Here is a 21,851-nt window from a genome sequence, read left to right on the forward strand (position 1 = left end):
CATCCGGCGCCTGCTGTTCTTCCTCGGTCACGCTCACTCCAGGATCGTCACCGTGAGCTGCGACAGCGGCTCGGCGAGGGCGTTGATGAGGTCGGTGAGCTGACGCTTGTCGGCCTCGGTGATCTGGCTGTAGGGGACGAAGCCGGCGTCGAGCGAGCCGTACTTGGCCAGTGCCGCCTCGAGGTCGGCGTAGCCGCCGTCGATGCGCGAGACCAGCGCGGTGCCCTTGTCGCCCTTCGAGTCGGCGAAATCACGCACGAGCGAGAACGCCATCTTCGAACCCTCGACGTTCGCCGCGAAGTCGTTGAGATCGGTACCCGACCACCAGTCCTCTTCGCCGCTGATCTTGCCGGTGGCGACCTCGTCGAGCAGCGAGATCGCGCCGTTCGAGATGCCCGCCACCCCCTGCGTGGTCAGCGCCTGGGTGAACGCGTCGGAGTGGACGTAGTCGTACAGCTCCTGCGTGTCGGCGATGAGCTTGTCTGCGTGGGTCGCCCGCTCGGCCGGGGTCGAGGGAGCCCAGTTCTTCCACGCCGGGGTCTCGCCATCCGCGTTGAGCGCGTCCTTCGCGGGCACCCACAGGTCTTTCTCGATGCGGTGGAACCCGGTCCAGTCGAGCCCCTCGGCCACGGCGTCGACCTCGCGGTAGTCGATGCGCGGGTCGAGGTCTCCCAGCGCTTCGGCGATCGGCTCGATGCGCTCGTAGAACGCCCGCACGCGCGGGAACTGCTCGCGCGCGGAAGCGTCGTCGCCCGACTCGTACGCGGCCGTGAAAGCCTTGACCGCGGGGATCAGCTGGCCGACCTGGTCCTTCACGAACGCCGCGTAGAGGTCGACGGCCTGCTGCTTCTGCTCGGCATCCGGTCCGGTGACGGCCACCGCGTCGCCCGTGACGGAGAAGCTCGCCCGACCCACTCCGTCGCCGATCATCCCCGGCTTGCAGAGGGTGAAGTAGTCACCGGGCTGCGCGACGACCGTGAGGTTGCGCGAGGCGCCGGGGGCGATGTTCTCGACCTCGCCGACGATACGCAGACCATCGGATGCCAACAGGTAGAACTCCGTGACCTGATCGCTCTTGTTGCTGACGTCGAAAGCGACGGTGCCGCTGGGCGCGCTGGCCGACGACACCGCGCACCCGTCGTCGGTCGAGGTGACCGACAGGGCTCCGGAGGCCGAGGCGTCGGACTTGGCGACGCAGCCGGAAAGGACGAGGGCGGCCGCGCCGGCCACGGCCGTGGCCGCGAGGAGGCGAGTCGAGTTCATGATGCTCCGTTCGGAAGGAGGGGTGGATGCCGCGGCGTCGGGCACGCGAGCGGCGTCGGGGGCTACGGGGCGGCGGTCGCCGCGTCGGGGGTCGGGGCGGGGGCGGGCGCGGCCTTGGCGGCTCCACGCGATCGGCGGTTGGCGCGGACGCCCCGCACGAAGAGGGGCACGACGACCGCTACGTAGGCGATCCACGCGAGGACCTGCAGCCAGGTCATCTGCGGCATGAAGCCGACCGTGGCCTGCAGCAGCGCGGCCAGAGGCCCGCCGGGGGCGATCGCCCCGGAGACGTCGAACGCCCAACCGAAGGGGAGGCCCGCCCAGCCGGTGGCGACCGAACCCGTCGCCGCGTCGACCGGGGCGCCGGCACCGAAGGGACCGGGGAGCGCCCCGGCCTCCTGCAGGTCGTGGAAGGCGTAGGCGAGCACGCCCGCGGCCACCACGACGAGGAATCCGCCGGTCCACGTGAAGAAACGCGACAGGTCGAGGCGCAGCATGCCGCGGGCGATGAGCCAGCCGAGCACGACGGCCGCCGCAAGACCGAGGAGAGCCCCGACGAGCACCGTCGGGGCGTCGCCGAACGACTGGACCATGGACCACAGCAACAGCGTCGTCTCGACGCCCTCGCGCGCAACGGAGACGAACCCGATCGCGACGAGCGCCCAGACACCGCCTCGCAGAGCCCTGTCGACACCCCCCTCGAGGCCGGCCTTGAGCGTGCGGCCGGCGCGCTGCATCCAGAAGATCATCCACGTCACCATGGCCACCGCCAGCAGCGAGAGGCCGCCGCCGAGCAGCTCCTGCGCCTCGAACGTGAGCATGTACGCACCGAAAGTGAACACCGCACCGATGGCGAGGGCGAGGGCGACGGCGAGACCGACACCCGCCCACAGGCGCGGCAAGGCGTCGCGTCGGTCGAGGCGCGTGAGGTAGGCGACGAGGATGCCGACGACGAGAGCGGCTTCGAGGCCTTCGCGAAGGCCGATGAGGAAGGTGGCGAGCACGGGCGGGTGTTCCGACTTTCAATTCTCGGGTGGGAGCCGCGGCGCTGCGGGTAGGTAAGGGAAGCCTCACCTGACCAGTACACATTACGCAATCCCCTGCCCCTCCGCACCCCGCCGGTCGGCGGGGATCGGCCCACTTCACCCGACTCATCGGCGTCGTCGGTAACCGTCGGCAACATTTCGGCGCGCACCGCAGAGACGACCTAGCCTCGACGCATGTCCGACCTGAACCTCCCCGTGCTCGACCTGTCGCTCCTCGACCAGGGCCCGGATGCCGCCGCCCGCTTCTGCGAAGAGCTGCGCGCCGCGACCCACGACGTCGGCTTCTTCTACCTCACCGGCACCGGCGTGAGCCCCGAGCTGGAGGCGCGCCTGCTCCAGGCGGCCACGGACTTCTTCGCGCTTCCCGAGGCCGAGAAGCTCTCGATCGAGAACGTCACGAGCCCGCACTTCCGCGGCTACACGCGCGTCGGCGGCGAGCGCACCCAGGGTCGCGTCGACTGGCGCGAACAGATCGACATCGGCCCCGAGCGCGACGCGATCGATGACCCCGACGGTCCGGGATACAACCGGCTCATCGGCCCGAACCTGTGGCCGTCGGCGCAGCCCGAGCTGAAAGACGTCGTCACAGAGTGGCACGACCACCTCACCGGCGTCGCCCGCAAGCTGCTGCGCGCGTGGGCGCTCGCCCTCGGCGCAGAGGAGCAGTACTTCGACCGCCACTTCGGCGACCCGCAGACCCTCATCAAGATCGTCCGCTACCCCGGCAAGGACGACCCGACGCCCCAGCAGGGTGTCGGTGCCCACAAGGACTCCGGCGTCCTCACCCTGCTCTGGGTCGAGCCCGGCAAGGGCGGCCTGCAGGTCGAGCGCGAGGGAGAGTGGGTCGATGCTCCCCCGGTCTCGGGAGCTTTCGTCGTCAACATCGGAGAGCTGCTCGAGTACGCCACGCAGGGGTACCTGCGCGCGACGAACCACCGCGTGATCTCGCCGCGGTTCCCCGACGAGCGCATCTCGGTGCCGTTCTTCTTCAACCCTGCCCTGGATGCGCGTCTGCCGATCATCGAGCTGCCGGCCGATCTCGCCGCCGAGGCCCGCGGCGTCGAGGACGACCCCACGAACCCCATCCACGCCACCTACGGCGAGAACGCCCTCAAGTCACGGCTGCGCGCCCACCCTGATGTGGCGGAGCGCTGGCACTCCGACCTGCTCGCCGCGCGCACGGCATCCTGACCCGTCCACCGCGTGGCCGCGGGTCGCGACCGTTCGCGTGGCCGCGGGCCACAGGGCCGCGCGGCCGCCGGACCGCGGGGCCGCAGGACCGCAGGACCCCAGGACCCCAGGACCCCAGGACCGCAGGACCCCAGGCCACGCATAAACACCGTCGGCGCCCATAAACACGTGCACATCGCGTTTATGGGCGCCGATCGCGTTTATGCGTGCGACCCGGTGCACGTGGCCGCGCGACGCCGACGCATCGAGACGCGACGACGAGCACACGCCGCGAGGGCACGGCATCCGGGAATGACGAAGGCCGCCCCACACCGTGGGGCGGCCTTCCAAGAATGTTTTGCGCGATAGAACGCTGGTGCGATTAGCGACGCAGACCGAGACGCTCGATGAGCGAGCGGTAACGGTTGATGTCGACGTCCTGCAGGTAACCCAGCAGGCGGCGGCGCTGACCGACGAGCAGGAAGAGCCCACGGCGCGAGTGGTGGTCGTGCTTGTGGGTCTTGAGGTGCTCGGTGAGGTCCTTGATGCGCTGCGTCATCATCGCGACCTGCACCTCGGGGGATCCGGTGTCACCGGGGTGCGTCGCGTACTCTTCGATGATCGCCTTCTTGACGTCTGCTTCGAGTGCCATAGATGGGATCCCCTTCCTTCTCATTGCGCGGCGCCCGTCACACGATGTGCGAGCTCTCTTTATCCGCGGCCGATCGAACGGCAACCGCATGAGTCTACCAGCATCGGGATGCCGGCACCGCACCGGTCCGCGGCGTCCGGTGTCGGAGGGCTGGCGTAGCCTCGATCCGTGAGTCAGACCGATCCCGCCGCTCCCCCGCGCCGAGGCGCGCGCGGTGCGTTCATCGATCTGCGGCCCCTCACGACCTCTCCGGCATTCGCACGGCTGTGGGTCGGGTCGACGCTCGCCGGACTCGGCGGCCAGCTGACGGTCGTCGCCGTCATGCTCCACGTGTTCGAACTCACCCAGAGCACTCTCGCGGTGTCGATGATCGCGGTCGCGGGACTGCTCCCCATGATCGCGGCGGGGCTCTACGGCGGCATGCTCGCCGATGCCTTCGACCGGCGTACCGTCGCGCTGCTCGCCGCGGTGGTCACGTTCGCGTCGACGGCGTTGCTCGCCGTGCTCGCGTGGACGGGGCTCGAGACCGTGGCCTGGCTCTTCGCCCTCAGCGTGATCAACTCCGCGGCGAATTCGATCGTCATGGCCACGAAGTCGGCGATCACCCCGCGCCTCATCCCCCGCGATCTGCTGCCCGCCGCTGCGGCTCTGCAGGGCGTCACCGTGGGAGTCATGGTCATGGCGGGTCCGGCTCTGGCGGGTGTCCTCGTGGCGGTCGCCGGCTACGCCTGGACGTATTCGCTCGACGTGCTGCTGATGACCTCTTTGTTCCTCGGCCTGTGGTCACTGCCCAAGCTCCGCCCCGAGGGCGAGATCGTGCGCCCGGGGCTGGAGTCGTTCCGCGACGGCGTGCGTTTCCTGCGCCGCGCACCCAACATCCGCCTGCAGTACATCCTCGACATCATCGCGATGACCTTCGGCCAACCGGTCGCCCTGTTCCCCGCGATCGGCGCGGTGCTGCTCGGTGGTGGCGCCATCACCACCGGAATCCTCACCGCGGCGGTCGCCGCGGGCGCCTTCTTCTCGAGCCTGTTCTCGGGCCCGGTCGGCCGGGTGCGCCGGCAGGGGCTCGGCATCGAGCGTGCGATCCAGGTCTACGGTCTGTCCATCGGCCTCTTCGGGCTGGTGCTGCTCGCCGCCACCCTCGGGTGGCTGCGTCCCGCTCTCGTCGACGAGACCCACGCCGCGGTCGCCCTCATCGCCCTTGCCGCGGTTGTGCTGGCGGTGTCGGGAGCCGCCGACAACGTCAGCGCGATCTACCGGTCGACCATGATGCAGGCGGCGGTTCCGGATGCCATGCGCGGTCGCCTGCAGGGCATCTTCATCGTCGTGGTGGCCGGTGGCCCCCGCGTCGGCGCCCTGTACGCCGGCACGCTGGCGACCCTCGCCGCCCTGTGGGTTCCGCCCCTGTTCGGCGGGATCCTGATCCTCGCCCTCGTCGGAACGCTGGTGCGCTTCTCGCCGCGCTTCCGGAACTACGACGCCCTCGACCCCCAGCCCTGACCGGGCGCGAGGGGCGGCGACTGCCGACCGTCGGCGGATTACGGACGTCGCATCGGCGGAGCCCACTCGATGTCGCACCTCGGCCCTAGGGTCGGGATCGTGGCATCCACTTCCGCTCCCTCGCCCGTCTCGATCGCGGTGCAATTCGTTCTCACCGGCGTCGTGTGGGGGTCGAGCTTCCTCTTCATCGCCGTGGCCCTGACCGGCATGACCCCCGCGCAGGTCGCCGGCGGGCGCCTGCTGTTCGGTGCCCTCGCCCTCGCGGCGATCGTGGCGATCCGCCGCGAGCGCCTTCCCCGCAGTCGACGCGTCTGGGGGCACCTGAGCGTGTTGTCGCTGAGCTTCTGCGTCGTTCCGTTCCTGCTGTTCGCGTGGGCCGAGCAGCACGTGTCGTCGGGCCTGGCGAGCATCTTCAACGCGACGACGCCGATCATGACCGCGATCATGGCGTGGGCGGTGTTCCGCGTCGAGAGGCTGAAGGTCGGCCAGCTGGTCGGCATCGCGGTGGGCATCGCGGGCGTGGTCGTCATCATCGCGCCGGGCGCCCTCGCCGACGTCGGTGACAGCACGGTCGCGCAACTCGCCCTGCTCGGGGCGACGGCCTGCTACGGCTTCAGCCTCGCGTACATGCGCCGCTTCCTCGGCGACACCGGCCTCTCGGGCATCGCGTTCGCGTTCGGCTACATCGGGCCGGCGGCGGCGTTCATGGTGCTGCTCTCACCGTTCATCCTCGCCGAGCCGATGCAGCTGACCCTGCCGGTCGTCGGGAGCATCGTCGCCCTCGGGGTCCTCGGCACGGGCATCGCCTACGTCTGGAACCAGAACACGCTCCGCGCCTGGGGGCCCACCCGCGCCTCGACCGTGACGTACATCACGCCGGTGGTGGGGGTGGCTCTCGGCATCCTGGTGCTCGGTGAGCGCATCTCGTGGAACGAGCCCGTGGGCGCCGCGGTCGTGTTCGTGGGCATCCTCCTCGTCCAGCAGCGGATCCGCCTCTCCGGTCGAACCCGCGCCTGACGCCCCGCGAGAATCACCCCGCGGGGACGACGATGGCCCCGGATGCCGAGCACCCGGGGCCATCGCGATGTTTCAGGTCCGCAGCGCGAGCTGCGGCGAGATCACGCCTGGAGCGCGAGCTGCAGGTCGAGCTCGATGGTGACGTCCTTGCCGACGAGCACGCCGCCGGTCTCGAGGGCGGCGTTCCAGGTGAGACCGAAGTCTTCGCGGTTGACGACCGTCTTCGCGGTGGCGCCGGCCTTGTAGTTGCCCCACGGGTCGGTGCCGAAGCCGCCGAAGTCGAGCGCGAAGGTGGCGGGCTTGCTGATGCCGCGGATGGTCAGGTTGCCGTCGACGAGGAAGTCGCCGTCCTCGACGCGAACGCCGGTGGAGCGGAAGTCCATCGTCGGGTAGGTCTCGACGTCGAAGAACTCGGCGGAGCGGAGGTGCTGGTCGCGGCCCTCGTCCTTGGTGTCGACCGAGGTGACGTCGACGGAGGCCTCGACGGTGGCCTCGAGGGGGTTCTCGGGAGCGACGATCGTGGCGCTCTTCATGCCGAAGGTGCCGCGGACCTTCGAGATCATCATGTGGCGCACCGAGAAGGTGACCTCGCTGTGCGACGGGTCGAGGACCCAGGTGCCCGCTTTGTAGCCGGGGATGTCGAGGGCGGTGGTGTCAGTCATGTCACTCCTAAAGGTCTGGGGAGCCGCATCGGCGTCCTGCCGGGGGTCAACTCCCATTCATACGAATGTATTCCACGATCGAGCGAAATAACGAACCCGAGGAGGCCGACGCCCCCTCGGGTTCGTGAACGTTCCGTGAAGAACGGCCGATCAGCCGACCTTCAGCAGGTCGATGATGAAGATGAGGGTCTTGCCGCCCAGGAAGTGCCCGCCGGCGGGTCCGTAGGCCAGGTGCGGCGGGATCACGAGCTCGCGGCGTCCGCCGACCTTCATGCCCGGGATACCGTCCTGCCAACCCTGGATCAGGCCGCGGAGCGGGAACTGGATGCTCTCGCCACGACCCCAGGAGGAGTCGAACTCTTCACCCGACTCGTACTCGACACCGGCGTAGTGCACGGTGACCGTGTCGCCGGGCTTGGCCTCGTCGCCGTCGCCGACGATGATGTCGCGGATGACGAGGTCGGAGGGGGCGGGGCCGCTGGGAGCGTCGAACTCCGGCTTGGTGCGATCAGTCATGCCTCCATCCAAGCACGGCGAGCGCGCCCATGAAGCCCCTGGACACGGAGCCGAGAAAAGACTCAGCGCCCGGTGCCGCGGCGATGCCTGCGTGTCTACCGGGCGCTGAGTTGGCCTACATCGATGGTGCCCCTGCCCTTCGACGGTGTCAAGACCTCGCCGTGGCGCCGGGTCAGGGGCGCAGGAGCGTCGCCCGCGCGGCCGTCGTTCGTTCGAGCAGATACCGCTCGGTGGCCGGGGCGTGCGGGTCGCGACCCGACAGGGTGCGCTGCCGCGCGGCGGCGAGAGCCGTGGCATCCGCGATGAAGCCCTTCATCACCGCCGAGCGGTCTCCGGGCAGCGTGCGCGACCAGGCCAGGGCCGAACGCCGCCCCGGGGCGGTGGCGAGCATGTCGACCTCTTGGGGGGTGAACCATCCCGCCGCGGCGTACTCGCCCAGCCGCGCACGGGTCAATCGCGACTCCTCGCGGCGGAGGGCCAGGATGCCGAGGATGAACAACACGAACAGCGGCACCTGCAGCGCGGCGTACAGCTCGAAGAAGTCGAAGAAGGTGGCGGAGCCGTTCCACAGGGCGTGCAGCACGATCGCACCGATGACTCCGGGCACCGCGTAACGCAGTGCCGCGCCGGTGCGCAGCCCCCGGCGCGCGGCCAGCCCGAAGGCGAACCCGGTGAGGCTCGTGAACATCACGTGAGCGAACGGCGAGAGCACGGCGCGCAGGAAGAACGTGCTCGCGACCTGCCCCGGGCCTCCCTCGAGGTAGCTGATGGCGAAGTACTGCACGTTCTCGGTGAGGGCGAAGCCGGCCCCGATCAGCGCACCGTAGACGATGCCGTCGACCGGGCCGTCGAACGCGCGGCGAGCAAGAGAGAAGACGAGCAGCACGCCCAGGCCCTTCGCGAGCTCTTCGACGATCGGCGCCTGGATGACGCTGCTGAATGCCGGCGGCTGCGGACCGACGACCAGCGTGACGACGAGGTCGACGCCGAGCGCGAGCGTCACCGAGGCGATGGCGCCCCAGGCGACGGCGAAGACCAGCAGGCGACGCGGCTCGGGCTCCCACCGATCGATGTAGCGCACGGCGAACCACACGATCACGAAGGGGATCGTGGCGAGCACGAGGCCGATGAACGACGCGGCGGTGCCGAGGAATCCGGTGAAGTAGCGGACCAACAGCGCGAGCAGCGGCACCAGGAGCACCGCCACGATCCACAGCGCCACGCCACCCCGGCGCGAGCGAGGCGGGGCTGCCGAGACGGCCGCCTGCGGAGCCGTCGAGATGCGGGGCGCATCGGCCGATCCGGGCTGCGACAGCGGCGAGGGATAGGTCATGCGCACAGCCTAGAGGCGGCCTCGGACACGGCATCCGGGGCTTGCGGACTCCCCCACCGGGCCCGGGCCGGTAGCGTGGAGGCATGCGTTTCGCCCACGTCCGTGCACAGGAGGGGGCGGAAGCCCCCCGTCTCGTCAGCGTCCAGGGCGAGGAGTTCTCGTTCGTGGACGAGTTCTTCGCCGGTGCCCCGAGCACCCTCGAGCAGCTGATCGCCGGCGGCGACGAGCTGCTGGGGCGCGTTCGCGACGCCACGGCCGGCGCTTCGCGGCATCCGCTCTCCGGCATCCGATACGCCTCCGCGGTGCTCGCGCCGCCCTCGATCCTCGCGGTCGGGCTCAACTACGCGGCCCACTCGGGAGAGCTCGGACTCAAGACCGATGCCGGCCCCACCGTCTTCGTCCTCTGGCCGAACTCCCTCACCGCCCACGGCGAGACCACCTCGTGGCCGCGTTCGCTCAGCGAGGCCGTCGACTACGAGGCGGAGCTCGGCGTCATCATCGGCCGTCCGGGTCGTGACATCGCCGAGGAGGACGCCCTCGACCATGTCTGGGGGTACACGGTCGTCAACGACGTGACGGCGCGCAACATCCAGTTCTCCGAGGCGCAGTGGTCGCGCTGCAAGTCGTTCGACGGGTTCACCCCGACCGGCCCGTTCGTCGTGACCGCCGACGAGATCCCCGATCCGCAGGACCTCCACATCTGGACCGTCGTCGACGGACACACGGTGCAGGATGCCAGCACCGGCCAGATGGTGCGCTCGGTGGCGACTCTCATCAACAAGCTGTCGGAGTCGGCGACCCTCCTGCCCGGCACCCTCATCTCCACCGGTAGTCCCGGGGGCGCCGGCTACTCTCGCGACCCGCAGATCTTCCTGCGCGACCGTTCGACCGTGACCGTCGGCATCGACGGCATCGGCGAGCTGACCACGCACTGCCGCATCCTCGACTGAGGTCGGGACAAACAGAAGGGCCGGGACGAACGCGTCCCGGCCCTTCGCTGTTCGCGGGGCTCAGCCCTCGACGACGCTGTCCGCCGCACGCACGATCGGAATCGCGGCCGTGACGGCCTGCAGGCCCGAGAGGCGCGCGGGCGAGATCTGCTTGAGCACCTCGTCGCGCGTCATCAGCCCGGCCTCGACGACCAGGTCGGCGACGTTGCGGTGCGTGAGCAGCGCCGTCTTGGCCAGGGCCGCGGCGGCGGCGTAGCCGATGAACGGCGTGAGGGCGGTCACGACGCCGACGGAGGAGCCGACCATCGCGCCGAGCCGCTCGCGATTGGCCGTGATGCCGTCGACGCAGTTGACGCGAAGGGTCCACATGGCCTGACGCATCCAGGTGATCGACTGGTAGATCGAGTGCGCGATGACCGGTTCGAAGGCGTTGAGCTGCAGCTGACCGCTTTCGACGGCCATCGTCACCGTCATGTCGGCACCGACCACCGAGAAGGCGACCTGGTTCACGACCTCGGGGATGACCGGGTTGACCTTGCCGGGCATGATGCTCGAGCCCGCCTGGCGCGCGGGGAGGTTGATCTCGCCCAGGCCCGCCTGGGGACCGCTCGAGAGCAGGCGAAGATCGTTGCAGATCTTCGACAGCTTCACGGCATTGCGCTTGAGCGACGACGAGAACGACATGAAGGCGCCCGTGTCGCTCGTGGACTCGACGAGGTCGGTCGCCGTCTCGAGGTCGAGACCGGTGATCTCGCGCAGGTGCCGCAGCACCGCTCCCCCGTACCCCGCGTGGGCGGTGATGCCGGTGCCGATGGCGGTCGCGCCCATGTTGATCTCGTAGAGCAGGTAGGCGTTCTCGGTGAGGCGGCTGTAGTCCTCGCCGAGGGTCGTGGCGAAGCCGTGGAACTCCTGTCCGAGCGTCATCGGCACGGCATCCTGCAGCTGCGTACGACCCACCTTCAGCACGTCATGGAACTCCTCGGACTTCGACAGGAACGACTGCCGCAGGAGCTTGAGCTCCTCGAGCAGGCTCTGAAGCGTGAGGGCGAGGCCGATCTTGATCGCCGTCGGATACACGTCATTGGTCGACTGACTGCGGTTCGTGTCGTCGATCGGCGAGAGGAAGGCGTAGTCGCCCTTCTCACGTCCCGCAAGCTCCAGGGCGATGTTGGTGATCACCTCGTTGGCGTTCATGTTGGTCGAGGTGCCGGCCCCGCCCTGGATGACGCCGACGGTGAACTCGTCGTGGAACTCACCGTCGATCACGCGCTGAGCGGCACGGTCGATGAGGTCGGCCTTGTCGTGATCGAGCACGCCGATCTCGCGGTTGGCGCGCGCCGACGCCTGTTTGACCATCGCGAGGGCGCGCACGAGGTCGGGATAGACCGAGATGGGACGCTTGGCGATCGGGAAGTTCTCGAGCGCTCGAGCCGTGTGGATCCCCCAATACGCGTCGGCGGGGATCTCGAGGGATCCGAGGGAGTCGGTCTCGGTACGGGTGCGCGTCATTGCGTCCAAAGCCATGTGGGAGTCCTCGTGGGTGTCATGGTGAAGAGGGGATGCCACGAGCCTAACGAGCACGGCTACCCGGGCCAGTGGACACGGCGGCCGGTCGACGGATCTGCGCGCTCCGTCGTGTCTATTGCCGCCGCGCGCGCCCGACCGGGCCTCAGGCCGGGCAGGCGGACGCGGGGCCGGACTCCGCCGCTCAGGACCGTTTTCGCGAGAACGCCTCGAGACGCTCGTCGGGGCTGAGCGCCGCCATGCGCGCCGTCCACTCCGGGGTGAACAATCCCGACGCCTCGACGTCGACCACGGGGACGACGGCGTGGGTGATCGTGTCGTCCCAGACGTGCACGAGGTGGAACGATCGCCCGGCATCCATACCGTTGACCGCGTCCGCGGGGCGCGCGAGATCCATCGTGTAGCAGGAGGCCGATGCGACGCTCACGGGAACGCCGGCGAAGGTGCCCGAGGTCGAGTAGTGCAGGTGCCCCGCCAGGATCGCCCGCACGTCGCTCCCGGCGATGGCCGCGGCGAGGCCCGGCTGGTCCCGCAGCTCGAGGATGTCGAAGAAGGGGATGTGCGTGGGCAGCGGCGGGTGGTGGAGCGCCAGGATCGTGCCCAGCGGAGCCGGCTCGGCGAGTTCGGCGCGCAGCCAGTCGAGTTGCGCGGCATCGAGATCGCCGTGGTGCCAGCCGGGGACGCTCGAGTCGAGCGCGATGAGCCGCAGGCCGCCGAGATCCCAGACCCCCGTCACGGGTTGCTGCGTCGGCTCGGCGTCGAGGAGCCCTTCACGAAGGGCGGGGCGCTCGTCGTGGTTCCCGGCGACCCACACCACCGGTGCGCCCAGGCGCGAGGCCCACGGCTCGACCGCGTCGCGCAGCGCACGATAGGCCTCGGGCTCGCCGAGGTCGGTGAGGTCGCCCGTGAAGACCACCGCATCCGGCCGCACCCCGGTCGCCTCGGCGGCCTCGAGCGTGCGGCGAAGATGCAGCGCGGTGTCGTATCGGTCGCCGAGCAGACGGTCGCCGCCCAGCAGGTGTGTGTCGCTGAGATGGAGGATCACGCGCGCCGCGGGCGCGTGTTGACCGAACTGCACGGATGCCATGTCTTCAGCCTACGAGGGGGCTCCGACATCGCGTCCGAGGTCTCAGTGACGCAAGAGGATCAGCAGCAGAGCACCGAGCACGGCTGCCGCGCACACCGCGAAGCAGAGGTACGCGCCGATCAACGACACGCGCTTCTGCGCGTCGCTCAGCGGGTTCTTCTTGGCCGCTTTGGCCACCGCCTTCTCGGCGCGGCGCTTCTGCTTGTCGGTGAGCACCGTGATGGCATCCGTGAACTCCGCCGGGGACACCAGCGGCGGGCGGCCACCGCGCACGAGCAGTCGCAGGCCGAGCGAGTAGAACGTCACGACGATCGCGGCGCCGACGATCGCGGCGACGAAGACGTGGAGGAAGGCTTCCCAGTTGATCAGCATCAGGCGTCTCTCCCGACCTTGTCGCGCTCGAGACGGCGCTGACGACGCGTGGGTCCGGGCTTGCGGGGCACGTTGACCGCGGCCCCCGAGTCGGCGACCTCGCTCATCGCGTTGGCCGAGGTGACCGAGTCCCGCCGCGAGCGAAGGAACAGCCCCATGACGATGACGACGGCGATGACGGCGTCGACGGCGACCCCCCAGCCGCCCAGCCACACGACGATCAAAGCCGCGGCAGCTCCCACCGCACCGGCGGCGGGCAGGGTGAGGACCCAGCCGATCATGATGCGGCCCACGGTGTTCCAGCGCACGGTCGAGCCGCGACGGCCGAGGCCCGAGCCGATGACCGAGCCCGAGGCGACCTGCGTCGTCGACAGGGCGAAGCCGAGGGCGCTGGATGCCAGGATCGTGGCCGCCGTGGAGGTCTCGGCCGAGAACCCCTGGGCAGGCTTCACGTCGGTGAGGCCCTTGCCGAGCGTACGGATGATGCGCCAGCCGCCCATGTAGGTCCCGAGGGCGATCGTCAGCGCGCACGCGAAGACGACCCAGAGCTGCGGGTCGGGGTTCGACGTCGACTGCCAGCCCACCGTGATGAGGGCGAGCGTGATGACACCCATCGTCTTCTGGGCGTCGTTCGTGCCGTGCGCCAGGGCGACCAGCGACGAGGTGAAGATCTGGCCCCAGCGGAAGCCGTCGCGACCATCGGCCTTCATGTCGTGACGGCGGGTGATGCCGTAGGCGATCTTGGTCACGGCGAAGGCGATGATCCCGGCCGTGAGAGGCGCGATGAGCGCCGGCAGGATGACCTTGCTCAACACCACGCCGGTGTCGATCGCCGAGGCACCCACGCCCACGAGCGTCGCGCCGATCAGGCCGCCGAACAGAGCGTGCGACGAGCTCGAGGGAAGTCCCAGAAGCCACGTGAGCATGTTCCACGTGATCGCGCCGATGAGGCCGGCGAAGATGATCGGCGGGAAGATGTCGGGACTCAGCTGGTCCTCGCGGATCATCCCGCCCGAGATGGTCTTGGCGACCTCGGTCGACAGGAACGCGCCCACCAGGTTGAGGCTGGCGGCCAGCAGGACGGCGACCTTCGGCTTCAGCGCACCGGTGGCGATGGGGGTGGCCATCGCGTTCGCGGTGTCGTGGAATCCGTTGGTGAAATCGAAGAACAGTGCCAGCGCGATGACCAGCACGATGATGAGGGCTGCGCTCTCCACCGTTCGCTTTCCGTGAGAAGGAAGAGGGGATGCCGACGGGATCGGCGCGACGAACGAAGAGTTCACCTGGAGTTCGACACCCGTTCACCGGGGTCGCCTCGACATCCTTTCACCGAGGACCGCGACGGTCAAACTTGCGCAGCGTCGAGGCGCCGGCATCCTGAGCATTCTCGCGGACCGATCACGCACGGGCGCACTAGCGTGGGACGGTGACCGATCTCGACCCGAAGCTCACCCCGCCCGTCGCCGACCGCCGCCCTGTCGCGCGAACCCACCACGGCGACACGTTCGACGATCCCTACGAGTGGTTGCGCGCCAAGGACGATGCCGAGGTTCTCGCGCACCTCGAGGCCGAGAACGCCTACACGGGCGAGCGCACCGCGCACCTCGCCCCCCTTCGCGACACGGTCTTCGGTGAGATCAAGGGCCGCACGCTCGAGACCGACCTGTCGGTGCCCGCGCGCCGGGGCGATTGGTGGTACTACGGCCGCACGGTCGCCGGGGCCCAGTACGGCATCCAATGCCGCGCCCCCCTCGACTCCCCCGACGACTGGACGCCGCCGACCCTCTCGCCCGACTCCCCCGTCCCCGGCGAGCAGGTGCTGTTCGACGGCAACGTCGAGGCCGAGGGCACCGAGTTCTTCTCGCTCGGCAGCTTCGAGGTCTCGAACGACGGCACGCGCATGCTCTACGGCATCGACGTCGCGGGCGACGAGCGCTACACCGTTCGCGTGCGCGACCTCATCACCGGCGAGACGCTCGCCGACGAGATCCCCGGCACCTTCTCGGGCGCGACGTTCTCGCCCGACGGGCGCTTCATCGTCTACACCACCGTCGACGACGCGTGGCGGCCCGACACCGTGTGGCTGCACGAGATCGGGACGCCCGTCAGCGACGACGCGAAGCTCTTCCACGAGCCTGACGATCGGTACTGGATCGGTGCCGATTTCACCCGCAGCGACCGCTTCCTCGTGATCGAGATGGGCTCGTCGATCACGAGCGAGGAGTGGATCCTCGATGCCGATGACCTCCGCGGCGAACCCCGCGTGGTGTGGCCGCGCCGCGAGGGCGTCGAGTACTCCTCCTCGCACGCCGTGGTCGACGGCGAGGACGTGCTGTACATCCTGCACAACGACGGCGCTCTCGATTTCGAGCTCGTGCGGGTCTCGGCATCCGATCCTCAGGGTCCGCGCGAGACGGTGATCGCGCACCGCACCGGCCACCGTCTGCTGGGCGTCGACACCTTCCGCGACTGGGGCGTGGTCGGCTACCGGCGCGACGGCCTCGCACGTCTGGGCATGCTGTCGTACGCCGACGGCGCCGTGACCGAGATCGGGTTCGACGAGCCGCTGTACAGCGTCGGCACCGGCGGCAACCCCGAATACGCACCCCCGGTGCTGCGCCTCGGCTATGGCTCGTTCGTCACCCCCGGCACCGTGTACGACTACGTCGTCGAGACCGGCGAACTGCTGCTGCGCAAGCGCCAGCCCGTGCTGGGCGGGTTCGACCCCGCCGACTACGGCCAGGCGCGCGTCTGGGCACCCGCCGAGGACGGCACCCAGGTGCCCGTATCGCTCGTGTGGAAGCGCTCGTTCGGCGACCCCGGCGAGTCGCCCCGACCGGTGCACCTGTACGGCTACGGATCGTACGAGCACTCGATCGAGCCCGGCTTCTCGGTGCCGCGTCTGTCGCTGCTCGACCGAGGCGTCGTCTTCGCGGTCGCCCACGTGCGCGGCGGCGGCGAGATGGGTCGCCAGTGGTACGAAGACGGCAAGATGCGGGCCAAGCGCAACACCTTCACCGACTTCGTCGCCGCGGCGCGTCACCTCGTCGATGCCGGGTACACCACCCCCGACCGGATCGTCGCCGAAGGCGGAAGCGCCGGGGGCCTGCTGATGGGCGCCGTGGCGAACCTCGCGCCCGAGATGTTCGCCGGTGTGCTGGCCGACGTGCCCTTCGTCGATGCGCTGACGACGATCCTCGACCCCTCGCTCCCCCTCACCGTCATCGAGTGGGACGAGTGGGGCGACCCGCTGCACGATGCGGACGTCTACGCCTATATGAAGTCGTACTCGCCGTACGAGAACGTGCGCGAGGGCGTCGAGTACCCCCGCATCCTCGCGGTCACCTCGCTCAACGACACCCGCGTGATGTACGTCGAGCCCGCGAAGTGGGTCGCGCGCCTGCGCGAAGTCGGTGCCGACGCGCTGCTGAAGTGCGAGATGGTCGCCGGTCACGGCGGCGTCAGCGGCCGCTACAACGCCTGGCGCGAGCGCGCCTTCGAGATCGCGTGGTTGCTCGACGTGCTGGGCCTGGCGGAGTAAGCCCGACCCTCGTCTCGAACGCCCCGTCGCCTCGCGCGGCGGGGCGTTCGGCGTCTGGATCCGCGGCGTTGCGTCATGAGAACAGGGGAAGTCACGAGAACAGGGCGAATCGGCCGGTTTCGCCCTGTTCTCGTCGCATCTCCTGTTCTCGTGACGAACGCGCTGCTCCGACACTCGTCCCCAGGCCGCTCCTCCTCCGAACCATCCCCATTTCGTGGAAGCAGGGAACGACTGGCGTCTCCCGGCCGCGAGTCTGGTGCGATGGAACCCAGCCTGGTCGCATGGTTGACGGCACGCGGCGGCGTCGCGCACACGACCTCGGCTGCGGCTGCCGGCTTTGGCCCACGGGCGATCGCGGCAGCCGTGGCGACGTCGGAGGTGGAACGCATCCGGCGATCCTGGATCGTCACGCCCGACTGTCCCTCGAGCCGGAAGAGAGCGGCATCCGTCAGCGGTCGGTCGACGTGCGTGAGCGCGGCTCACGACATGGGCCTGTGGACACCGCGGAGCGAAGACGTGCACGTGTGGGTGCCCGCCACGGCCTCGCGCCTCGACGACGCACGTCTGCGACTGCATCGCGCCACTGCACCCATACCCCTGATGCGCACCGATCCCCTCGAGCCCATCGTCAACGTGCTGTTCCACGTCGCCCGCTGCCTTCCTCCCGTCGACGGTCTCGCCGTGTGGGAATCCGCACTTCGGTCGAAGAAGGTGGATGCCGACACCCTGGCGGCGGTGGGTTGGCGCTCGACCCGCGCCTCGAGGTTCGCGCACGTCGCCACGTTCCTCTCCGACTCGGGCCTCGAGACGCACTTCCGCGAGCTGATGCTCGCGATCGGCGTCCGCCTGCGGCAGCAGGTATGGGTCGACGGGCACCCGGTCGACGCCGTGATCGGCGAGCGCCTGGCGATTCAGATAGATGGGTTCGCTTTCCACAGCTCACCGGCGGACCGGCGCCGCGACCTCCGCCAGGATGCCCGGCTGGTGCTGCGCGGGTACACGGTCCTCCGCTTCGACTACGTGCAGATCCTGTTCGAGCCCGCCTATGTGATCGACACCGTGCGCCTCGCGATGGCGCAGGGACGCCACCTCTGCCCGTCCCGCTGAGTCGTTCCGCCCGGTCCGCCCCCCTGCGTCACGAGAACAGGGGATGCCACGAGAACAGGAGGAAATCGCCCCGATTGCCCTGTTCCGGGCGCACCGCCCTGTTCTCGTGACAATCCGGAGGGGGCGCATGCGTCAGGCCGACCCGCCCACCGAATCGATACCGCGGCCCTTCCACGTCACCAGAACAGGGGATGCCACGAGAACAGGAGAAAACCGCCCCGATTCCCCTGTTCCGGGCGCACCGCCCTGTTCTCGTGACAATCCGGAGGAGGCACCCCGACCGCCCGTCCCCACAGCGCCACCCCCCCTACAGCGCGACGCCCCGCCCCGCACGAGGCGGAACGGGGCGTCGACGCACCGTGGCTCAGCCGAAGAGGGCTGCGGCCTCTTCGTAGCGGTACAGCGGCACGCTGTTGAGCTCGCCGAGGGCGTCGGCGAAGGGGACGCGCACGATGTCGGTGCCGCGCATCGCGACCATCTGGCCCCACGCGCCTTCGTGGAGAGCGTCGGCGGCGTGCAGACCCAGGCGCGTGGCGAGGACGCGGTCGAAGCCCGAGGGCGAACCGCCGCGCTGGATGTGTCCGAGCACGGTGGAGCGGGTCTCGATGCCGGTGAGGCGCTCGATCTCGGGCGCGAGCAGCTCGCCGATGCCGCCCAGGCGGGGACGGTTGAAGGCATCGAGGCCCTTGTCGCTGAAGGCCTCGTCCATGCCCGTGAGCTTGAAGCCCTCCGACACGACGACCAGGGGCGCGCGACCGCGGTCGTGCGCGCGGGTGACCTGCTCGACGATCTCGTCGATCGACATCGGCACCTCGGGGATGCAGATCACGTGAGCACCCGCGGCGATACCCGCGTGCAGGGCGATCCAGCCGACGTGACGGCCCATGACCTCGGCCACCATGCAGCGCTGGTGCGAGTCACCGGTCGTGCGGAGGCGGTCCATGGCATCCGTTGCGATGTTGACGGCCGTGTCGAAACCGAACGAGTAGTCGGTGGCGCGGAGGTCGTTGTCGATCGTCTTGGGGACGCCGAGCACGTTGATGCCGTCCTTCGACAGACGGTCGGCCGCGGCGAGCGTGCCTTCGCCGCCGATGGCCAGGATGCCGTCGAGCCGGTGCCCGTACATGGTCTTGGAGATGTTCTCGGCGCCGCCGCGCGCCCCCTCGTAGGGGTTGGTGCGGCTCGTGCCGAGGATGGTGCCGCCGACCTTGGACAGACCCTTCACCTCGTGACGCGTGAGCGGGAAGAAGTCGCCGTCGACCACTCCGCGCCAGCCGTCGCGGATGCCGACGAACTCGATGTCGTAGTTGGTCGTGCCCTTGAGCACGACGCCACGGATGACCGCGTTCAGCCCGGGGCAGTCGCCGCCGCTGGTCAGGATGCCGATCTTCATGGGCAGAGTCCTCTGGTGCTGTGGTTCGGGTGAAGGGGTCGGCGCCGTTGCCGTCTTCGACCCTATCGCCGCGGGCGGGACCGCTGCCACACGGTGACGGACGGGGCGGGCGGATGCCGAGCACTCGACCCCGCGAGGGGCCCCTCGCGTGCGCAATTCTTGCGGCGGGTCCGCTGTTCGATGCGCACGGGACGGAGGAAACGTCCCGAGGGCCGAACCCGCTCGCGAGCGCAGAAGAACACCGGCGCACGCACGCTCGAACGCCCCGGACGCCGAAGCGACCGGGGCGTTCGAGGGAGAACCGGATCAGGCCGCGCCGAGCGCCTGACGCAGCAGATGCATGAGCGCCGACAGCTGAACCGAATCGCTCGAGCCGGGCTCGATCGCCTGGCCGTCGAGGGCGCGGGCCGCGAGGCCTTCCTTCGAGTCGATGAGCTCGGCGATCTTGGTGTCGATCGTGTGCGCGGCGATGATGCGCCACGCGGTCACGGGCTCCTCCTGACCGATACGGTGCACGCGGTCGATCGCCTGGGTCTGCTCGGCGGCGGTCCACGACAGCTCGGCGAGCACGACGTTGGACGCGGCCTGCATGTTCAGGCCGACACCGGCGGCCGTCAGCGAACACACCGCGATGCCGACGTCGGGGTCGCCGTTGAAGGCGTCGATCGCGGCCTGGCGCGCGGTCGAGGTCTGCTCCCCGCGTACCGATACGGCCTTGAGGCCGGAGGCCTTGAAGTGGGCCTCCGCGGCATCCATCACGTCGATGTGCTTGGCGAAGAAGACGACCTTGCCGACGGAGCGCTGCAGTTGCACGGCGTAGTCGGCGGCGAGGTGCGCCTTGGCCTGACCGATGCGGCGGACCATCGTGAAGACGTTCTCGCTCCCCGAGCCCGCGGCCTTGGATTCCTCGAGCTCGCCGTGGGCGACGAGACGCACGATGTCCTCGTCGATCTCGCCGGCGGCGGAGCCCCGGTCGCCGCGCGCCTCGATGATGCGGCGGTACTTCGCCGCGAGACGGGCGCCGAGTTCGCGCTCGGCCTGGCGGATCGAGCGGCCGAACTCGTCGTCGAGCTCGACCGGCAGGTCGGCCACGAGCTTGTCGGGGAGGTCGGCGGCGACATCCTTCTTCTTGCGCCGCACGATGCCCATCGAGATGACCGCCTCGCGCGCCTCGGGGTAGAACGCCTTGTCCGCGGGCGTCAGACCCGTGGCATCCAGCTTCTCCATGAGCTCGGGGCCGGGCTTCTCGCCGTTGGTCCAGCCGAGGAAGCGCCAGATCGCGTCGAAGTCCTCGACGTCGTTGATCAGCGGGGTACCGGTCAGCGCCAGCAGGAGCGGGTCGCGGGTCTGCTGACGGACACGGGATGCCAGGGCCAGCACGTTCTGCGAGCGCTGCGACGTGAGGTTCTTGATGAAGTGCGCCTCGTCGACGACGATGCCCTTCAGTCCGATCGACGACAGCCATGAGAGGTGTCGGTCGAGGATCTCGTAGTTGACGATGAAGATGTCGGCGAAGGCGTCGATGTCGGCGCCGCCGCCCGAGATGACGGTGGCGCGCCGCTGGGGCGTCCATCGCTGCACCTCGCGGGCCCAGTTCATCTTCACGACGTTGGGCACGACGACCAGCAGCGGGTACGCGTCGGCGACGGATGCCGCGAGCACCGACTCCGCGGTCTTGCCGAGGCCCGGCTCATCGGCCAGCAGGAACGAGCGGTGGCCGGTGCGGACGGCCTCGAGGAACCGCGACTGGTGCGGCATGACCTCGAGCCCGCGCGGCGAGAGACGGTCGAACTCGGGGACGGGCGGCAGCTCCATGCTCGCGGCCGACCCGCCGGCGCCGGTCTCGAACGCCTTGTACAGCGGACCCATGAGCTCCCAGCCGTCGAGGCGACGACGGGGGGCGTCCCCGGTCGAGCGGGGAGTGAGGTCGGGTGCGAGGAAGGGGTTCGCCATCTGGCGCGCCTCGATCGAGGCGGGGATGACCTGCTTCTCGGCGAGCGCCGCGGGAACGACCGGGGCGACCTTCGGCGTGTTGTCGGTGATGATGAGCTCGTCGGGCGGCAGCTCGGCACCCGATTCGAGCAGCCAGTCGCGGCGCATGCGACGGGCGACCGGCGAGGTGGCCTGGTCGACCTCGAGCAGCTGGATCAGCGAGGTGTCGCGGGCGGCGGTCTTCGCGAGGATCGTCGCGACCCCGTCGAGGCGCTTGAGCAGCTCGGCGCGTGCGGCGTCGGTGATCTCGGTGTCGGCCTTGACCCGGGCGCGCTCCTCGCGGACGAGGAAGGCGATCACCTGGAACTTGACGCGGTTGGTGGGCCCGAGCTTTCCGCGCTGCGCCTTCGCCTCGATCTCGCGCACCTTGCGGGCGAGGATCGGGATGACGGGTGCTTCGTCGTCGCGTCGGGATGACGTGGTCTTCCTGCGTCGTTGGCTCGAGCCTCGGGACGCGGTTGCCGTAGTCGGCATGCTCCTCCTGAGCGTGTCGTCCGGATGACAATCCGGAGCGTCCGGCGAATGCCGGTGGATCAGTGACCCCGGGGATTCGTCGCTCGAACCGCCGCCGAAGAAGCGGTGTCGGCGACCCGCAACGCGTCTACGCCGAAACGGCTCGCGAGGACAGCGGAGAGCGGGGTCGAGATCATTCTAGCGGCCGGAAGCCGCTTTCCGCGTGAGGCGGAGGAATTCGTCGCCGCCCAGGACGCTGAGTGAGGATCC

18 protein-coding genes are annotated in these 21,851 nt (G+C 69.6%); 6 read left to right on the forward strand and 12 right to left on the reverse strand.

The features are described from left to right. Positions 1-33 precede the first annotated feature (33 nt). Positions 34-1,263, reverse strand: a complete 1,230-nt coding sequence (efeO, locus tag QE454_RS16460) for an iron uptake system protein EfeO (RefSeq protein ID WP_307459587.1) — start codon at positions 1,261-1,263, stop codon at positions 34-36. Positions 1,264-1,325: 62 nt separating this feature from the next. Beyond that, the gene (efeU, locus tag QE454_RS16465; protein WP_307459584.1) at positions 1,326-2,267 is read right to left on the reverse strand and encodes an iron uptake transporter permease EfeU; all 942 of its coding nucleotides are present in this window, start codon (positions 2,265-2,267) and stop codon (positions 1,326-1,328) included. A 216-nt stretch (positions 2,268-2,483) separates the two neighbouring features. Between efeU and QE454_RS16470 the strand changes: the two genes are divergently transcribed. After that, positions 2,484-3,500, forward strand: a complete 1,017-nt coding sequence (locus QE454_RS16470; RefSeq protein WP_307459581.1) for an isopenicillin N synthase family oxygenase — start codon at positions 2,484-2,486, stop codon at positions 3,498-3,500. A gap of 361 nt (positions 3,501-3,861) precedes the next feature. On the opposite strand, the gene rpsO is transcribed toward QE454_RS16470, so the two are convergent. Beyond that, positions 3,862-4,131, reverse strand: coding sequence for a 30S ribosomal protein S15 (gene rpsO, locus QE454_RS16475; RefSeq protein WP_056227311.1), 270 nt, complete (start codon positions 4,129-4,131; stop codon positions 3,862-3,864). A 168-nt stretch (positions 4,132-4,299) separates the two neighbouring features. On the opposite strand from rpsO, the gene QE454_RS16480 reads away from it, so the two are divergent. Together QE454_RS16480 and QE454_RS16485 are read left to right on the forward strand one after the other, a co-directional pair. Beyond that, positions 4,300-5,634 (forward strand): MFS transporter, encoded by a 1,335-nt coding sequence (locus QE454_RS16480; protein WP_307459578.1) that lies wholly within the window; start codon positions 4,300-4,302, stop codon positions 5,632-5,634. 99 nt (positions 5,635-5,733) lie between these two features. Then, positions 5,734-6,651: a DMT family transporter gene (locus tag QE454_RS16485; protein ID WP_307459575.1), complete on the forward strand. Its 918-nt coding sequence runs from the start codon at positions 5,734-5,736 to the stop codon at positions 6,649-6,651. A 101-nt stretch (positions 6,652-6,752) separates the two neighbouring features. On the opposite strand, the gene QE454_RS16490 is transcribed toward QE454_RS16485, so the two are convergent. From QE454_RS16490 to QE454_RS16500, 3 genes are all read right to left on the reverse strand, one after another. Further along, the gene (locus QE454_RS16490) at positions 6,753-7,313 is read right to left on the reverse strand and encodes a YceI family protein (RefSeq protein ID WP_210071910.1); all 561 of its coding nucleotides are present in this window, start codon (positions 7,311-7,313) and stop codon (positions 6,753-6,755) included. 150 nt (positions 7,314-7,463) lie between these two features. Next, the gene (locus QE454_RS16495; protein WP_013583439.1) at positions 7,464-7,829 is read right to left on the reverse strand and encodes an FKBP-type peptidyl-prolyl cis-trans isomerase; all 366 of its coding nucleotides are present in this window, start codon (positions 7,827-7,829) and stop codon (positions 7,464-7,466) included. Between the two features lie 172 nt (positions 7,830-8,001). Continuing rightward, entirely contained in the window at positions 8,002-9,162 is a 1,161-nt protein-coding gene (locus QE454_RS16500; protein WP_307459572.1) for a PrsW family intramembrane metalloprotease, read from the reverse strand. Between the two features lie 83 nt (positions 9,163-9,245). Here QE454_RS16500 and QE454_RS16505 point away from each other — a divergent pair, with 83 nt between their 5' ends. After that, the gene (locus tag QE454_RS16505; protein ID WP_307459570.1) at positions 9,246-10,112 is read left to right on the forward strand and encodes a fumarylacetoacetate hydrolase family protein; all 867 of its coding nucleotides are present in this window, start codon (positions 9,246-9,248) and stop codon (positions 10,110-10,112) included. Between the two features lie 60 nt (positions 10,113-10,172). Here the strand turns inward: QE454_RS16505 and QE454_RS16510 are convergent, their stop codons facing one another. From QE454_RS16510 to QE454_RS16525, 4 genes are all read right to left on the reverse strand, one after another. Then, complete coding sequence (locus tag QE454_RS16510) at positions 10,173-11,636, reverse strand: aspartate ammonia-lyase (protein ID WP_210071913.1); 1,464 nt, start codon at positions 11,634-11,636, stop codon at positions 10,173-10,175. A gap of 184 nt (positions 11,637-11,820) precedes the next feature. After that, positions 11,821-12,723: a phosphodiesterase gene (locus QE454_RS16515; RefSeq protein WP_210071914.1), complete on the reverse strand. Its 903-nt coding sequence runs from the start codon at positions 12,721-12,723 to the stop codon at positions 11,821-11,823. A gap of 42 nt (positions 12,724-12,765) precedes the next feature. Then, positions 12,766-13,095, reverse strand: a complete 330-nt coding sequence (locus tag QE454_RS16520) for a peptidase (protein ID WP_210071915.1) — start codon at positions 13,093-13,095, stop codon at positions 12,766-12,768. After that, positions 13,095-14,312, reverse strand: a complete 1,218-nt coding sequence (locus QE454_RS16525) for an inorganic phosphate transporter (protein WP_307459564.1) — start codon at positions 14,310-14,312, stop codon at positions 13,095-13,097. Before QE454_RS16525 ends, QE454_RS16520 begins: the two co-directional genes overlap by 1 nt. 209 nt (positions 14,313-14,521) lie before the next feature. Here QE454_RS16525 and QE454_RS16530 point away from each other — a divergent pair, with 209 nt between their 5' ends. Together QE454_RS16530 and QE454_RS16535 are read left to right on the forward strand one after the other, a co-directional pair. Beyond that, positions 14,522-16,636, forward strand: coding sequence for a S9 family peptidase (locus QE454_RS16530; RefSeq protein WP_307459561.1), 2,115 nt, complete (start codon positions 14,522-14,524; stop codon positions 16,634-16,636). Positions 16,637-17,104: 468 nt separating this feature from the next. Beyond that, complete coding sequence (locus QE454_RS16535; protein ID WP_307459558.1) at positions 17,105-17,743, forward strand: endonuclease domain-containing protein; 639 nt, start codon at positions 17,105-17,107, stop codon at positions 17,741-17,743. Positions 17,744-18,107: 364 nt separating this feature from the next. Here the strand turns inward: QE454_RS16535 and QE454_RS16540 are convergent, their stop codons facing one another. After that, positions 18,108-19,136, reverse strand: a complete 1,029-nt coding sequence (locus QE454_RS16540) for a 6-phosphofructokinase (protein ID WP_141375580.1) — start codon at positions 19,134-19,136, stop codon at positions 18,108-18,110. A gap of 306 nt (positions 19,137-19,442) precedes the next feature. Next, positions 19,443-21,602 (reverse strand): DEAD/DEAH box helicase, encoded by a 2,160-nt coding sequence (locus QE454_RS16545; RefSeq protein WP_210071919.1) that lies wholly within the window; start codon positions 21,600-21,602, stop codon positions 19,443-19,445. Positions 21,603-21,851 lie beyond the last annotated feature (249 nt).

It is taken from the genome of Microbacterium sp. SORGH_AS_0454 (assembly GCF_031453395.1).
GTDB lineage: Bacteria > Actinomycetota > Actinomycetes > Actinomycetales > Microbacteriaceae > Microbacterium.

What these genes read in the sequence shown, in the direction of transcription:
- QE454_RS16490 (WP_210071910.1), bottom strand. Translation starts at nt 7,313, where the DNA reads ATGACTGACACCACCGCCCTCGACATCCCCGGCTACAAAGCGGGCACC.
- QE454_RS16515 (WP_210071914.1), bottom strand. Translation starts at nt 12,723, where the DNA reads ATGGCATCCGTGCAGTTCGGTCAACACGCGCCCGCGGCGCGCGTGATC.
- QE454_RS16495 (WP_013583439.1), bottom strand. Translation starts at nt 7,829, where the DNA reads ATGACTGATCGCACCAAGCCGGAGTTCGACGCTCCCAGCGGCCCCGCC.
- QE454_RS16470 (WP_307459581.1), top strand. Translation starts at nt 2,484, where the DNA reads ATGTCCGACCTGAACCTCCCCGTGCTCGACCTGTCGCTCCTCGACCAG.
- QE454_RS16500 (WP_307459572.1), bottom strand. Translation starts at nt 9,162, where the DNA reads ATGACCTATCCCTCGCCGCTGTCGCAGCCCGGATCGGCCGATGCGCCC.
- QE454_RS16545 (WP_210071919.1), bottom strand. Translation starts at nt 21,602, where the DNA reads ATGCCGACTACGGCAACCGCGTCCCGAGGCTCGAGCCAACGACGCAGG.
- QE454_RS16520 (WP_210071915.1), bottom strand. Translation starts at nt 13,095, where the DNA reads ATGCTGATCAACTGGGAAGCCTTCCTCCACGTCTTCGTCGCCGCGATC.
- QE454_RS16510 (WP_210071913.1), bottom strand. Translation starts at nt 11,636, where the DNA reads ATGGCTTTGGACGCAATGACGCGCACCCGTACCGAGACCGACTCCCTC.
- QE454_RS16505 (WP_307459570.1), top strand. Translation starts at nt 9,246, where the DNA reads ATGCGTTTCGCCCACGTCCGTGCACAGGAGGGGGCGGAAGCCCCCCGT.
- efeO (WP_307459587.1), bottom strand. Translation starts at nt 1,263, where the DNA reads ATGAACTCGACTCGCCTCCTCGCGGCCACGGCCGTGGCCGGCGCGGCC.
- QE454_RS16540 (WP_141375580.1), bottom strand. Translation starts at nt 19,136, where the DNA reads ATGAAGATCGGCATCCTGACCAGCGGCGGCGACTGCCCCGGGCTGAAC.
- rpsO (WP_056227311.1), bottom strand. Translation starts at nt 4,131, where the DNA reads ATGGCACTCGAAGCAGACGTCAAGAAGGCGATCATCGAAGAGTACGCG.